Here is a 15,187-nt window from a genome sequence, read left to right on the forward strand (position 1 = left end):
TTCGACAAAACTATCCAGTATGGTTTGCGGTTACAAGTCGATTTGAGTGACCGCCATCGAATTTTTATTATTGGCATGCTTTATCTCGTAAGCAATCAGTAATTGATTGGCGACTACCAGTCCGCTGGCGTTAGTGCCATTCAGTGCTCCTTTCACAAACTGCGTGGCTGGATTCTGGTCCGCTTTGATGTTTTTGTAAGCAATAATTGAATTGATGCCCGCTTCAGATGTCTGGTTTTGCTCCCAAAGCAATACTGATGATTTTGGGGCCGCTACCAGATAGGCGTTTTTCGCCGTTGGATCCTCTAAGACGAACAACCGTTTGCCCTGCTGATTGACCACCCGAATACCCGGTGATTCCTGCGTACCGGAAAACCAGGCAATGAGATTGGTCCCCGCCCCAACGCTCGATGTTGGACCCGAGTGAGGGCAACCGTTGATCTGCCAGTTATCCTTGAAAAGAATATCGGCTTTTGTGAATGTAGCGCCGTTATCTTTCGAACTTATCTTTGCAATATCACGAATGTTGTCCTGATTCTCACGGTAGTATAAATTCAATGTACCTGTATTGTCGACCAGCAGGCTGATGTTACAGCAATCGCACACGAAGGGGTCAATGATGTGTTCGGTACCGAACTGATTCCCTTTCGAGCTGACGAACCGCATATCACGTTGGTGCGCTTGGCCTTCAATGTCGTTCAGATACGCTACGCCAATTTCGCCATTGGCCAATACCGTAGCATCAAAAAAGCCCCGAACAATATTGGGTGTTTTGTCGGTATGCACTGGCGTTGGCTTCGTCCAGGTAGTGCCCTGATCGTTGGAGTAGCTGTAGACGATCTGCAAATCGCTTGGTCGGCCACCACCGCCCTTTGTTGCCCCTTTTGGTGGGCCGTCGCCATGCGCCATGCCGTGGTCGTGGCCAGCCGGAGCGGCTTCATGATTGGCATGGGATGCTTCCGGGCGCGTTGGCTGGTTTGCCTGAGAAGTGCCGGTGCCGCGCAAGGCAAATACCGTAACGGGTGTGCCATCTTTTTTGAACAGTAACTTGGGCCGCATCAACCGGGAGCTACCAATGCCTGCCGACGAGAAAATGAGCTTTTTGTCGCCAAACGTCTTGCCTTTATCGGTCGATTCGGCCCAATAGAAATGGATGATGCCATCCTGATCTTTCTCCGTCCACGATAAGGCGACAGACCCTTTAGGTGTTTTGGTGAGCGTTGGCACGGCGTACGCCCGCGTCGTGTCACTGAATTTACCCGTGTCAGTCGCGAAGCCAGTCAATCCCAGGGTAAGCAGGGCGCTGAAGCAGAAAATGGATTTTATTACTTTGTGCATGGTCAATATTTGTTATATGTGCGTAGGGAAACCTGGTTAGAAACGATAGGAAAGGGTTGTAACGAATTGCCGGGGTGGAATCGGCATGATGCTGTAGCGGTCGTGAATCAGGTAATTTAATTCGTTGGTAATGTTCGAGACTTTAGCCAGCAGTGAAACCTTCTGATACGTGTACCCCGCCGAGAGGTCGAACGTGGCAAAGCCAGTTAATGGAATCAGGCGGCTAAACTCCGGCGTTTGCCCATAGGTGTTGTTGTTCCCGCCATAACGGGCACCCGTGTAGAAAGCCGATGCGCCTAGTTTAAGACCCCGAAACAACGACCGGTCAACGGTGTAGAAGAGCGTGAAATTGCCCGTATGCGCCGGGTTATTGGTCAGGCGTTCGCCTTCAATGAATGAGCCTTTGGCCTGCGATGTTTTCGTGTAACGCATGTAGTTGTACCCGTATCCGGTAATGAAATACAGGTTTTTTGACAGGTTGCCAGTCAGGTCAACTTCCAGACCGTCGCTGGTTGTCTGGCCCGTAAATTCTTTCACGTTAGCATCGGTATTGGGCGAACCATCCGCTTTAACCAGCGCCATCTGCGCTAAATTGCTGTTGACGATGTGGTATACACCAACATTGGCCGTAAGCCGTCCGCCTAACAACTCATTTTTTATGCCCACTTCATACTGATCAACAATTGATGGTTTCAGCAATTGGCCACTGATGTCGACACCCGTATTGATGGTGAAATTGTTGGCATAGCTACCGAAGAACGACGTTGTTCTGGTGGGTTGATAGATCAGGGCCACCTTCGGCGACAAGGCAGCATCCGTCTTGGTTTCGGCAGTCCCTCTCGTTTCAGCCTGATTGATCAGGTTGAGAATGGTCGTCTGAATCGTCTTTTGCTGTGACCAGCGTAAACCAACCAGCACCTTGACTTTGTCAGTCAGACTAACCAGATCCTGGGCGTAAAAACCCAGTCGGGTTGACGGTGACGTCGTCCGGGAAATAGCCCGTGCATCCGGAATATCGGAACGGGTTTCGTATTTGTTCAGGTCCAGAATGTTGATCTTATCGTAGGTCGTTACGGTAACGCCATTACTGGTAATGGTAAACGTATTGGTCTGGCTCACAATCCCGACCAGGTCACTCCCAACCAAAAGCTGGTGACCAAGTGAGCCCGTCATAAATCGACCGTTGAGGTTAACCTGGCCTGTGTAATCGTTCTCTGCCGTTTGTGTCCGGCTTAGCGAACGACTCCAGTCACCATTGGCCGCTACATTGTTGTTCGGTACGGCTGCTCCATATGCCGTTACCTTCGTGCCCTGAGCAGATGCGATGACGGTCAGCTTCCAGTTGTTGTTAAATGCATGGTCCAGGTTAAGCGAGCCCGTAGTTTGGTCCAGGTTGTTATAGGCCCAGGTCGTATTGATAAACCGCGACCGGGGAACATCCGGAATAATGGCGTCCTGGTTTAGGTTCAGGGAGCCAATGCCATTATCGGGGGTTAAATTTGATTTCAGGTAATCGCCCTGAAGCAGAATCGTTGTTTTCTGACCAAGTTTATATAGCAAAGATGGATTCACATAAACGCGGTTGGTTTTCACCACATCCCGGTAGCTTTTAGCATCTTCATAGGTACCAACCACCCGAAATGCCAGATTTTTTGCCAGCGGGCCATATACATCGACAACCGGCTTGTACAGATTGTAGCTACCTGCCCGCATGGACACCTCGCCCCCGAAATTAAACTTGGGTTTTTTGGTAACCATGTTCACGATCAGGCCACCCGACACGTTTCCGTACAAAAGTGACGAACTACCTTTCAGTACCTCGACAGACTCCAGCGTGCTGGCCTCCGGGAAACCCATTGTATTTGTGATGACACCGTTTTTGAAAATGTTACCGCCTGCTCCCGCAATCCCGATACTGTATCCACGGGCCGAAAAAGTTTCGGCTACACCGCCCCGCTGTTGGGTCAACGAAACCCCACTCACATTTTTGAGCGCATCGCCAAGGCGTGAAATCTGTTGATCTTCAATAACGACGCTGCTGACAACGCCTGTCATCTGGGGCATATCCAGCGGTGCCAGATTCGCTTTACCCATGGTCACGACTTTGTTGGTGGCTATAACGTCCACTTCGTTTAGTTGGGCTGTGTTTTCAAGCAGCGTGAAATCGACAGTCGTTACCTCACCTGCCTGCACCGAAATCGTCTTTTCCTGCGTTTGCAGACCTACAAAGCTAACACGCAGGGTATAAGTGCCCTTGTTGATACCGGTCAGTTGAAAAGACCCGTCTTCGGCTGTGGTGGTACCTTTTCGGATCTCTTTAAAGCCAATAGTAACGAACGAAGCGGCCGTGCCATCGCTTGTTTTAACCATTCCTCTAATAGATCCGTGATGCTGAGCCAAGGAGGGAGAGCCAGACAAAATCAATAGCGCCAATAAGCAAAGGTATATGGGGAGATGTAGTTTCATTTATTTAGATTAATTATAATTAAGCGCAAAGCTACAGGGCGCACTAAAGAAAGCAAGTATTATTTAGAATTATTCTTGACAAAGAAGGAGGGGTGCTATTCTTTCCAGAAAATGTGAAATTCTGTGGCGGGAGAAAAGAGTCCGGTTTTGTCGGTAAGGCCTACTGGTGTCGTTTCTGTGGTGGTACTAGGCGAATAGCAAACGCCTGACAAGAGCAGTGGAGGAAAGCCAGATCGCTTATTTATCTTGACCAAAATTTCCTCACTTATTGAGTAATCGGTCAATCCTGGCAAGCGTCTTACTCGTATATGCGAGTATACTTTTAGGTTTACCACATTGGGTAATCGGTAGCACAGGCAATAGAATAGTAGGAAATTGGTGTTGATAACAATCCAACTAGTTAATTCTTACGTATAGGAGTGTACTTTCTGGATTGAAAAACGTTATACCTTCTTTTTACTTGTCAGGCCGTCACTGCTACTGTGGGACGGCCTGTTGTGTTTAAGTACCCAAGACTATTTTTCCGCGTACCTGCCAGGGAAGGATCAAGGGGTTCGCATTTAAAAAAGATGAATATCATTGGCACAAATTGTGCACCAAATAGATTGCTTTTCTTCCTCAATTACGACTCAACCATTTCTAATGATGGATATTCTACAAAAAGACATTGTTCTCAGAACCATTGATGCGGCCATAGGGAAGCAGCAAGTTGTTCAGATCAAGCTAAAAAATACCTGGCGAACGGTAGAGCCCTATCTGGTAGGTCTTCACCGCGTTACGCGGAGTCCAGTCCTGTACGGTTATTGCCGGGATGTCGTTCCGGATTATAAGACACCCAGTAGATGGGAAATTTTTTACCTGGACGAGGTTGATTTTGCTGAATTAACAAGCTACTCTTTTCAGCCTCACATTGACTATACAGGTCGAATGGAATCCATACAGCCCGTCCACCGCCGGATAAAACCGCTTTTAGATGAACTGGCTACAGGTTGTTGGCCAGTACGTACGCTTCACAGTTCGCCCAGAAAAATTCGCTTGTCCAGATAACGGTAATGAACCAGTATGGCTTTGCCATCCTACGTTTCAGGTAGGAGCTAATTGAATAGCCTAGTTAGTGGTTTGCTTTATTTCTTTCACATAAACGGCTGTTTTGGAAGCTTGAGAATCAGGCGATTAATTTATGTTTATGATTCCTGATTTAAGTTTACTGTAAATGAATAAAATCCGATAAATCTAACAAACGGTTAATTACGTATTACTAGAATAGACTTCTCTACACATGGTATAACAACTACTTTTTATGGCTTTTTATGCTGATCATGAACCAGTGATTGCGTCTGATTTGCTCTCCTGGCCCCCCTTACGGGTATACACTGCCAACGCTGGAACTCAGTGGATACCCATTGCTGATTTGGTCTTTCTAGAAGGAGAAACAAGCTACACATGGTTACATTGGGCCGATGGGCGTCGACTGTTGGTACCTTACACCCTGAAGTCATTTGAGGCTAAATTACCATCAAGCTGGTTTGTGCGCTTGCATCGCCGGTATCTGGTCAATCGTCGATTTATAGATCGCGTGCATAATGACCTGGATGGGGTAGCTGTCTATCTGACAACTGGTATGAAATGTCCAATCTCACGTCGTAAATGGCCCCTGGTGTATCAACAGATAGGATGTTCAAAAAGACGTCTAAATTATTAATGAGCTGTGTTTTTAGCATAAGGCACTAGCATTTTAGCTTAATTCGCTCATTTAGCCCTGGCATAGCCAGGGTTTTTTATGAGTTATAGACTTATTATGCTTTATGCACAGCTTGTACTGGAGAACTTACGTTTGACCTGGTCTCAACAAATAAATAGACAGCGGCTTAGAGCGCTGATCAGATGCCGTAGCCGGAAACTATTAGAGGCTATTCGTCGAACCTGGAGGGTAAATGACTAGATGGGAGATCGTCTGGTCGGCAGGGATAAAAATCAGCCGGCCTGCTAAGCGCAGACCGGTGAAAACCTTCCTCTTTTTATCCGAATATACATACGGGCTATCGAGTGAGACGGATTTAGAAAAATCATTTTTTTTACGGAAAAGTTGTAAGTGAGTCCTTCCAGTTCAGTTATAGCTCCAGCCGATTCTTTTAAGTTCTCCTTAAAACTTATTCTAAACACTTGATGGGCAAATGACTTAGCCTGTTAATTTGTATTTATTTAATTCTTAAATTCAGTAGAAAACAACGTTTATTCAGTTATCTTTATGTTATAAATGAAATATATAACTAGCAAATGTCAAATATAGAAAGTGAAGTAGACGCTATCGAGCCAAAGGCTATAATTCGCTATATGCTCTATACTGACGTTAATCGACGACGGGCCACACAGGTTGGGCAGGATACTTGGGTCAACCGGACAAGAATATTCGACGATACGTATGATTATGGAACTAAGCACAAGCTACTTTTCAGCGAAATCGACGACGAGCCTGGTCAATACATTGTCGCTATGCCACCTTACATTCGCCAGATGCCGCATCCGGAAAAGGAAGGTCAAGTCATACCTATACGACTTATTTATCTGACAACTGTTGCCTTATGGCCTTTCTTTGATCCTATAGCCGGTGAAACAGTCGATAAAGCAATGCTTCCCGAATGAAGCAGGCAGTTACTACAATTTGCTTATTATAATCTCATCTTAACATAACCGTTTTGTTACAGGTCTATCTTTATATGGACAATAGGTAATGTTGAACATCATGTGGAAATAACCAAACGCTGGCTTCTCTGAGGCCAGCGTTTCTTTTAGAAAGGAGATGTATAGAAACGAAAAAAGCACTTATCAGAAATGATAAGTGCTTGATTTTCAGTGGCGGTCCGGACGGGGCTCGAACCCGCGACCCCCTGCGTGACAGGCAGGTATTCTAACCAACTGAACTACCGAACCAACTTTTCGACGTCTGGTCAATTGCACCGGCGAACCGTGTAGCTGTCTTCCTTTATCGTGGCACAAAAGTAGGCGTTTAGACTATTCAGTGCAAGGACTCGTCCAAAAAAAATGGGATAAAATTCATTAGGTTTAGCCTATACGTTGGGAATCAGTCGGTTCGTGCGCTTATTTTTTTTGCGTTTAAACAGAAAAGAGAACGCTCACTTACCCGTAGCCTGTTTAATGGCCGCTACTTCGGCCGGATCGTAAGGGGTTCCATCCTGTTTAAAGACCTCATGAAACCAGATGGATGGCTCGCGACCGTTCACATAGGGTTTCTGCCAGCTGTCCCACGGGATAAATGTTTGAGTTTTACCCGCCACAAACCCCCAGTTGATCATGCCAACTTTCGCTCGCTTAGCAATGGGCAGGTGGGACTGGAACTTGCTGTTGACGCCCCGCGCCATGTATTCCGTGCAGATAACCGGGCGGCCAAAAGTAAGCATTGCCTTTATGGTCTCCTCCAGCGTTTCGGGGCTCATGTACTGGTGAAACGTGATAATATCTGAGTTCTCCAGTTGCGCCTTTTCCATGGGCGTCCATTTGGCTGGATTTTGCCATTCTTCAGGGGTTCGGAACACCCACACCCCTGAGGTCAGGGGTTGCGTGGCGCCGGCGGCCCGGGCCCATTGGAATACATGCGGTAACAGTCTCGTAACAATCGCTATCTTACGAGGTTTCGATAGCTCCGTTTTGATCGTGTGGTTCTGGCCATAACTGTTGTCGTTGGTGTTGTCTGGCTCATTCCAGACATCCCAGGCCAGAATACGCTTGTCTTTTTTGAACGCGCCCACCACGCCCTTTACATACGCTTCCAGACGAGGGTACTGCGAAACATCGCTGAGCGCATCGGCACCCGGGCTTTGTACCCAACCCGAATTGTGGATACCAGGCGTTGGTTCGTGCTGCTTGCCCAGCTTTGGGTAGGGGTCCCAGCAAGAATCGAATAACACCAGCATTGGCCGAATCTTGTGCTTGGCACAAATTCCCAAGAACTGGTCGAGCCGTTTGGTGAAACCGGCAGGGTCTTCCCAAAGTAAATCATGTAAAAAGACGCGCATGGTATTCATGCCAATCTGTTCGGCCATGCCCAGTTCTTTGTCGATAGTCGCCGGGTCAAACGTTTCTGCCTGAAACATTTCCAGTTCGTTTATGGCGTTGGCCGGCGCATAGTTTGCCCCGACCAGAAATGGTTCTTTGGTATACCAGGCATTTGCTTTTGCTGGCGACCATCGGCCCATTTCGGCGGTTTGCTGCGCCAGCGAAAAGGTAGAGATGAAAAGAAGGAGGAATGTGGTTAAACGATTCATAAATAGATAATTAAGATTATTCGGAAGTGGCTTGGCTGAACTTAAATCAATGGAATTATTAGTTCTCCGCCGGTACGGGCATGGGTGTTTTGGGGGCGGGTTTTCCAAAGTTAGGCGAGCCATCGGGGTTCCAGGTGAAGGGCTGAATATAGGGTGCGCGTTTGTTGCCACAGCCATCGTCTGCCGACGCATTCGCGTGGTAAATCATCCAATCCTGTTTGCCATCGGCAGAACGGAAGAAACCGCCATGACCCGGTGCCCAAACGCCATTTTCGGGTGCCTGGGCAAAAACGGGTCCCGCGCTCTTTGTCCAGCTTTTTGGGTCCAATAAATCGCCTTTCCCGTCGTGCGTGAGGAGGCCAAGGCAGTAATCGAGCCAGCAGGCATTGGCCGAGTACACAATGAATAACCGGTCATTGTGAGGTAGGAACTCTGGCCCTTCGTTTACGTATACTTTGGGCACTTCGCCATTTTTTTGCCAGGCCTGCGGCACATCGCCATGGCGCTCCCAGGGTTGATCGGGCTGTGAGATTTTCACCCGTTTACCGTCAATGGTCCAGGGGTTTTTGAGTCGGGCAATGTATATGTCCTGCCGACCATTGGTGGTACCTTCCCAACCTGACCAGGCCGCATACAGTTTCCCTTTATAGTTGATAACGGACATGTCGATTTCCCAATGGTTGTCTTCGTCCCCCAGTTTACCTTTCATTGTCCATTCGCCCTGCATAGGATCACGTGACGGATTTTCCAGTACCCAAACCCGGTGTGAGAGGTTGTTGATGGAGTCGGCCGATACGTAAATGTACCAGCGGTCTTTGCCCTGTTCATCCGGGAAAGAATGAATTTCGGGCGCCCACAAATCCCGCGAATACGGTTGCCCTTTGGGTGGAGTATAAATAACCTTACTTTCTGCCGAAGCCAGATCCGCTACATTCCTGGTTTTCCAAAGAGTTAAATTACTGCCCGTGGTATTCATATAATAATACCAGCCATCTTTCTGTAATACCCAGGGATCTGGCCCGGAATCTTTAATAGGGTTGGTGAAGGTGCGCTGAGCCAGGAGCGTGTGACCCATTATAACAAGCGAAACAACAAGCAATAACCGTTTACTAAATTTCATGAAGTGGGGGAATAAGACAAAAGATAAAGGAAAAAAGTATCTTTTTTAACCCTATGCTCCCCAATATATTTATCGCTAAGTTGCTCTAGACGGGATTAAAAGCAACTATCGGAAAACCTCCCGACCCATTATGGAGAGTGTAGTTGCAGGGCTGGGGGTAGACGCTGGCTCATCGGCTGGCTTGGCAGGGGCCAGTCCGGGCGTAGGGCGCTTACTGCCAAAGAGACGGTTAAAAGAGCGGGTGTAGAGCAGACTGATACCGCCCCCGGTAGTGATAGTACTGTTAAAACTGGTCTGGCTAAGAATACTTTGCTGGTTTCGGTTATACACCTTCGCCCGCAGGTGACCATCGGGCGTTACGAAGTATTCGAGTGTCCATTCGCCGAGTAAGCTGGCCGCATTGTATTGACTTTGGCCATAGGTAAACCCACCATCACGGCTGATGCGCAGCCGGTCATTGAGGAGCCGATACGAGAAACGGAGCTGTAGGTTATTGAGCAGGTTGTCTGTCTGCGTACCACTCGTAAAGCCCCCAAACGACACGCCCACATCCAGTTTCTCATTCAGATTTGAGGCCAGCCGACTAATCTGGTTGGACAGCAATTCACTGACGCTGTTGGCCACACCCGAGTTTACCTGTCCCTGATCAAACAGGTTGGTTCCTTCAGAAAGTAGCTGGTTGAAGAGCAGAACGCTGCTCACCTGACGCGTCAGTTCCTGATCGTTGCTCTGAAGCCGTGACTCAAAAGCGGTGACCGCCTGCCGGAAATCGGACGAAGATGGGTACTCTTTAATGTCCAGGTCGTAGCTGATGGCCGGAGCGCCCAGTTCGCCATTTAATTTAATGACAAGATCGACCGGATACCGGCGGGTTTGATCGGCTCGAGTATTCGTTGTCGAGCCATTCGTGGCCAGGAGCGGAGCCAGGGAGGTGTACTGCGTATAAGCTGCGGTTACGTCCAATAAAGCCCCGTAGGGATCACCCGTCCAGGTGATGCGGCTGTTCGGACGGATCTGAAACCGCTTGTTGATGATATTCTGGAAGGTGAAGGTGTAATCGCCTTTCTGAATTTCATAATTGCCCGTCATCGTGAAGTCGCCTTTTGTATCGACTTTCATGGCCACCCGGCCTTGTCCGTAGGCACTGATAATGTCGCCCGTCTGGCGATCCAGCTGAATTTCGCAGTAGGCATCAGGGGTGATGTCGAAGTTGAAATCCATCTGAATCCGTGACAGATCAATTTCGCCATCAGACTTAGTAGCGGTTTGGCTGTCGGGCTTTCCGGGTGTTCCGCTGGGTATGCGGCTCACAAACCGGATCTGATCATCGGCCGCTACGGATGTGGCGCCATCAAGCGGGATGTAAATCCGGGTGCCTTTGTTACTGGCTACGTTGGCGCGGACGGTCAGATTGTTTATTGGCCCAAACAATTCCGCGCGCCCCGTCACAACGGCCTGTCCGTAAAAGGCATCATTGTCGGCGGCCAGCGTATTCATGATCTTGAAGTTCTTGAGGTCCGCATCGAAGCCAAGTGTAAAATACCGGAATCCATCGTGGTAAACACCACCCCTTAGCAAAGCCGTATTCCCCTGAGGATCGCGTAGGGTGAGCTGGCGGGTAATAATTTCATTTTCGCCAAAATAAATCTTATCGTCAAAAGTGAAGTCGGCTTTGAGGTAATCGAAGCGACCGCGACCGCCCTGGATGGCTACTTCGCCTTTCAGCACCGGCACCGCAGGTTTACCACTCACCGCCACCACACCACTGGCAATGCCGCCCAGATTGGAAAATAATCCTTTCGTGAATGGTTCCAGAAGGGACAAATTCGCGTTATTGACCCGCGCGTTTAAGGCCAGGGGATTCGCTTTTTGCTGGGGCGTGTAATTCCCCGTCAGGGTGACCACATCAGCCCCATTGCGATTGACACGGGCGTCTACATTCAGACGTTGTGCCTGCTGGTCCCACTCGCCTTGTGCGCGTATGTCGCCAATGAGCGCGTTTCCGTACGAAAGCTCCCGAACCGACAGGGCACTTTCCAGAATGGGCGTGCCATACACATTGCGAACCGCCATGGAGCCATTCAATGTGCCGCCGAGCGTTGTATTCAGGACGGAGTTAAGCGAAGCCAGCAGAAAGTTCTGAGCTTCTATGGCCAGATGGTCGGCAGTATCGGCCGAGATCTTACCCGATGCCTGAACCAATTGATTTTCGTTCAGCAGCGAGAGGTCCCGAATGGTGTATTCATTACCCACTTTCCTGATCAGACTTTGCGGATTTAACGTCCAGTCGCCATCCAGCACCCGGAGTTTCGACTGGCGGAAAGTCAGGTCAATGGCGTCGCCCTTGAATCGTAGTTCGCCGTTCAGGTCAGCCCGGTTTACGTACCGGCCCACGCTGTCGGCCTGCTCAATGCGACTTGTAAAGTCGATGTGATCAACGGCCCAGGAAGCCTCTGCCTGAAGGTTACGTGTCGGGAGGAGCGAACTAAACAACTGCCGTTTTGAGGAGATAATGGCCGAGGCCAGCACCTCCTGCCCATACGTAAACTTCGATGTTGTCAGATCGAGATCACTCTGGCCAAAGCCAATTTTCCCGAATCGTACCGAATCCGTTTTCACCGTCGCCGTCAGAAACGACGTGTTATCGACCGTGAAGCGGCCCTCAAGCCTGGTCGCTGGTGCCACGTAAACCGCCGACTTTAAAAAATCGAGTAAGGGAGCGCTATTCTTGGTGATCAACTGGTAATCGACGCCGTAACGCTGAGACGTACCAGCTGTCTTCCGGCTGGCAACACGGGCTGCCTGGCGTTGTTTCTGTTCATAATACGCCTTCATACCAGCCGCATCGCCCGCAAAGTAAAGCTGGTACTCTTTGGCTAGTTGAGTCAGATCGTCGATTGTCCGCTGGGGCTGAAAAGTGCCTTGCAGACGAGTCGTCAGGAAATCGGAATCAAGGTCAAAATAGCGTTGGGTGCCACTCGAATCGGGAGTCGTGCCGACCTGACGCTCGATGGTGGAGGTAAGGGTAAGTTTATCAACGGTCAGGTTCCGCTCGGGTCGGTTCAGCGTCAGGATCGCGTTGGTGAATACCGCGCTCCCCACAATGTCGTCGAGCTTACTACCTTCCAACTGAACATCCAACTTTGTTTTTACTACCAGTGAATCGCGCAGATAGCCTAGTTCGCGCAGGTCGGCATGGTCAACCATACCACGCAGATCGTAATGGTTTTTGGCGCCACTCAGATTGAACTCGCCATCCAGGTTAAAGCCCAGATTCGGGTCATTGATCGTCAGGTTTCCCTGGAAAAGGCCATTCTGCAAGTTGCCATGCGTAACCACATTGCGATAGCCGTAGCCCTGCCAGCCAAACTGACCAAGCTGCCCGTTAAAATCAATACTGGCTCGTTTCAAATCGGTCCCGTGGCCAGTAATCCGGCCTTCGCCATCGAGTTTACCAAACTCGTCGGGCTGATTCAGTAACTGGCCAAGGTCTACATTTTCGCCTTTCAGGTTGGCTGTATAGGTCGTCAGGTCGGGCTTATCGGCAAGCTTCAAGGCCAGGTCACCGGTTACATTGCCAATACTCGTTTTAACGGTTCCTTTGGTTTTAAAATCATCGAAGGCACCCGCAAACGTAGCATTGAACGTAACCACGCCAAGCTTCTGAATGGTCCGGTTGAAGGACGAGTCGGGGTAATATTGTCGAATATCGGCCATGTTAACCGTGGATGGCGTAAACGCGAAATTAACCGTCGTTTTATCCATGTCGGGCAAGCCTTTCCAGGCCAGATCGCCTGTCAACTGGCTGCGGCCATTGGGGCCGAATCGAAGATCGGTACGTCGAAGCTGAAAGTCGTTGACGGTACCGATAAAGATGCCGCTGAGCAACCAGGTCTCGTTCAGGCCGCGCAGATACTCGGAAAAGAACCCTAAATCTTTCGACTCTACTTTACTGTTGCGGAAATTAGCTTTCAGAACTACCCGGCTGTTGAAATCGCTGAAGGCGGAAGGCTTGTCGTAAAAAAAGGTCAGTTCATTCCGGATAATCGAGTTACCAATGTGGGCATACAACCGGCCCAGTTCCATTTTGGTGTTGCAGTACAGGAAGCGCGTATCCAACTGCCGTATTTTTATCCGGGAGTCGCGGTCAACGCCCGATAACCCCTTGGCGCCGAACGCAATAGTATCGCCCAATACCAAAAAATCGCTCACTTCAGCCGTGAGGTGCTGAAGCGTAAAGTGGTTGTAATCGAAGTTGGCCCGGTTGTGCATGAACGGTTCGCGCGGGTCTTCCAGGGTGTAGGAACCTTCAACCAGGTGAATGTGGCCAATGGTAAACGGAACGTTCTGGTTGGGTATGCTGGGTTTGGTTGGGTCAGACGTCAGTTCTTCAATCCGGGCAATGAAGTCATCGAGATTGGTGTCGCCGTTTGCTGGATTTTTGATCATCCTGACATCGGGTTTGTACAACACCACTTCATCCAGATGAATATTGTGGGCCGAGGAATCCAGTAAATTTTTAAGGTTGTAATCGGCATCGAGCCGCTTCACTGTAATCATGGGCCGCCCCTGACGGTCTTTGATTCGGACGCCTTCGAGGGTTAACGAATCAAACCACTTGATGGAAACTCCCTCAATATCAACCGGGAAGAGGAGTTTTGTGGACAGCCACTTGGCGCCTTCCTGAGCGAGACGTGTTTGTACGGCCGGAAGCTGAAGACTCAGTAGAATGCCCAATGCCAAACCTATCACCGTGAGGACCAGGTAAAGCAGTGTTTTAAGAAATATGGCGAAAAACTGACGCATCCGGGGTGGAAATGCCTAAGCTACAATAAATAACGAGAAATGAGTACACCTTTGACTGTATAAACGAGGGAACGGTTTAATCACAACTTCCATTGTTGTAGTACAGAAATCATTATCCATTAGTTTTGTACGGTGAACATTTTAGCCATTGAGTCTTCCTGCGACGAAACGTCGGCGGCAGTTTTAGCCAACGGCCACCTTTTGTCAAACGTAATTGCCACGCAGTTAATTCATGAACAATACGGTGGCGTTGTGCCTGAACTGGCTTCAAGAGCCCACCAACAGCATATTCTGCCCGTGGTTGAGCGGGCCTTAGCCGACGCAAATCTACCTAAAAATGAGCTATCGGCCATTGCTTTTACGCGTGGACCCGGTTTGCTGGGATCGTTGCTGGTGGGAACGTCTTTTGCCAAAGCCATGGCACTGGGACTAAATATCCCGCTTATTGAAGTCAACCACATGCAGGCGCATGTCCTGGCGCACTTCATCGAAGCCCCCCGGCCAGCCTTCCCGTTTCTATGCTTGACCGTTAGCGGAGGACATACCCAGATCGTGCGTGTGGACGGGCCACTTGACATGACTGTTCTGGGCCAAACCCTGGATGATGCCGTGGGTGAAGCCTTTGACAAATCGGCCAAGTTGCTGGGGCTGCCTTATCCCGGTGGCCCCTTGATTGATAAATACGCCCAAGTCGGTAACCCGCTTGCGTTCAAGTTTCCCATGAGCGAAATGGCTAATCTCGACTTTTCGTTCAGCGGGATAAAAACCGCGATCATGTATTTTTTGCGGGATAATATAAAAGCCAACCCTGAGTTTATTGCCGGGAATCTGGCTGATATTTGCGCCAGCATTCAGCACACGCTGGTACAGATGTTACTCACGAAATTAAAGCGGGCCGCTCGGGAAACGGGCATTCGGGAAATCGCCATTGCTGGAGGTGTATCGGCTAACAGCGGCCTTCGGACGGCGCTTACGCAACTCGGTCAGGAGCAGGGCTGGACTGTGTATATTCCTCGTTTTGAGTACTGTACGGACAATGCCGCTATGATCGCCATGGCCGCTCAGTTTAAATATGAGCAGGGTGATTTCACAGCTCAAACTGTTAGCCCAATGCCACGAATGAGTTTTTAGTTTGTGGAATTCGGTTTACGGTTTGATGTGTACAGTTTGTGGT

9 protein-coding genes and 1 tRNA gene are annotated in these 15,187 nt (G+C 49.3%); 4 read left to right on the plus strand and 6 right to left on the minus strand.

Annotated elements, in window-relative coordinates; all coding sequences use genetic code 11:
* Window positions 1–30 precede the first annotated feature (30 nt).
* Entirely contained in the window at window positions 31–1,338 is a 1,308-nt protein-coding gene (locus tag SD10_RS08355) for a sialidase family protein (RefSeq protein WP_046573387.1), read from the minus strand.
* Between the two features lie 36 nt (window positions 1,339–1,374).
* On the minus strand, window positions 1,375–3,708 hold the full coding sequence (locus SD10_RS08360) for a TonB-dependent receptor (protein ID WP_262507405.1): 2,334 nt from the start codon (window positions 3,706–3,708) through the stop codon (window positions 1,375–1,377).
* Between the two features lie 738 nt (window positions 3,709–4,446).
* Between SD10_RS08360 and SD10_RS08365 the strand changes: the two genes are divergently transcribed.
* The 3 genes from SD10_RS08365 (at window position 4,447) to SD10_RS08370 (ending at window position 6,447) form a co-directional block, all read left to right on the plus strand.
* The gene (locus SD10_RS08365) at window positions 4,447–4,851 is read left to right on the plus strand and encodes a hypothetical protein (RefSeq protein WP_148562402.1); all 405 of its coding nucleotides are present in this window, start codon (window positions 4,447–4,449) and stop codon (window positions 4,849–4,851) included.
* Window positions 4,852–5,104: 253 nt separating this feature from the next.
* A complete protein-coding gene (locus tag SD10_RS29065; protein WP_082111556.1) occupies window positions 5,105–5,506 on the plus strand; it encodes a LytR/AlgR family response regulator transcription factor in 402 nt (133 codons plus the stop codon).
* Window positions 5,507–6,081: 575 nt separating this feature from the next.
* On the plus strand, window positions 6,082–6,447 hold the full coding sequence (locus tag SD10_RS08370) for a hypothetical protein (RefSeq protein ID WP_046573390.1): 366 nt from the start codon (window positions 6,082–6,084) through the stop codon (window positions 6,445–6,447).
* Window positions 6,448–6,658: 211 nt separating this feature from the next.
* On the opposite strand, the gene SD10_RS08375 is transcribed toward SD10_RS08370, so the two are convergent.
* The 4 genes from SD10_RS08375 to SD10_RS08390 all read right to left on the minus strand — a co-directional run bounded on the left by SD10_RS08375 (window position 6,659) and on the right by SD10_RS08390 (window position 14,013).
* Window positions 6,659–6,735: transfer RNA gene (locus tag SD10_RS08375), tRNA-Asp, on the minus strand.
* A 203-nt stretch (window positions 6,736–6,938) separates the two neighbouring features.
* Window positions 6,939–8,087, minus strand: coding sequence for a cellulase family glycosylhydrolase (locus SD10_RS08380; RefSeq protein WP_046573391.1), 1,149 nt, complete (start codon window positions 8,085–8,087; stop codon window positions 6,939–6,941).
* Window positions 8,088–8,145: 58 nt separating this feature from the next.
* Complete coding sequence (locus tag SD10_RS08385) at window positions 8,146–9,207, minus strand: glycoside hydrolase family 43 protein (protein ID WP_046573392.1); 1,062 nt, start codon at window positions 9,205–9,207, stop codon at window positions 8,146–8,148.
* A 105-nt stretch (window positions 9,208–9,312) separates the two neighbouring features.
* Window positions 9,313–14,013 carry a translocation/assembly module TamB domain-containing protein gene (locus tag SD10_RS08390; RefSeq protein ID WP_046573393.1) on the minus strand — a complete coding sequence of 1,567 codons (4,701 nt, stop codon included), beginning with the start codon at window positions 14,011–14,013 and terminating at the stop codon, window positions 9,313–9,315.
* 132 nt (window positions 14,014–14,145) lie between these two features.
* On the opposite strand from SD10_RS08390, the gene tsaD reads away from it, so the two are divergent.
* Window positions 14,146–15,144, plus strand: coding sequence for a tRNA (adenosine(37)-N6)-threonylcarbamoyltransferase complex transferase subunit TsaD (tsaD, locus tag SD10_RS08395; RefSeq protein WP_046573394.1), 999 nt, complete (start codon window positions 14,146–14,148; stop codon window positions 15,142–15,144).
* The last annotated feature ends 43 nt before the right edge of the window (window positions 15,145–15,187 follow it).

Source organism: Spirosoma radiotolerans (assembly GCF_000974425.1).
Classification (GTDB): Bacteria; Bacteroidota; Bacteroidia; order Cytophagales; family Spirosomataceae; genus Spirosoma; species Spirosoma radiotolerans.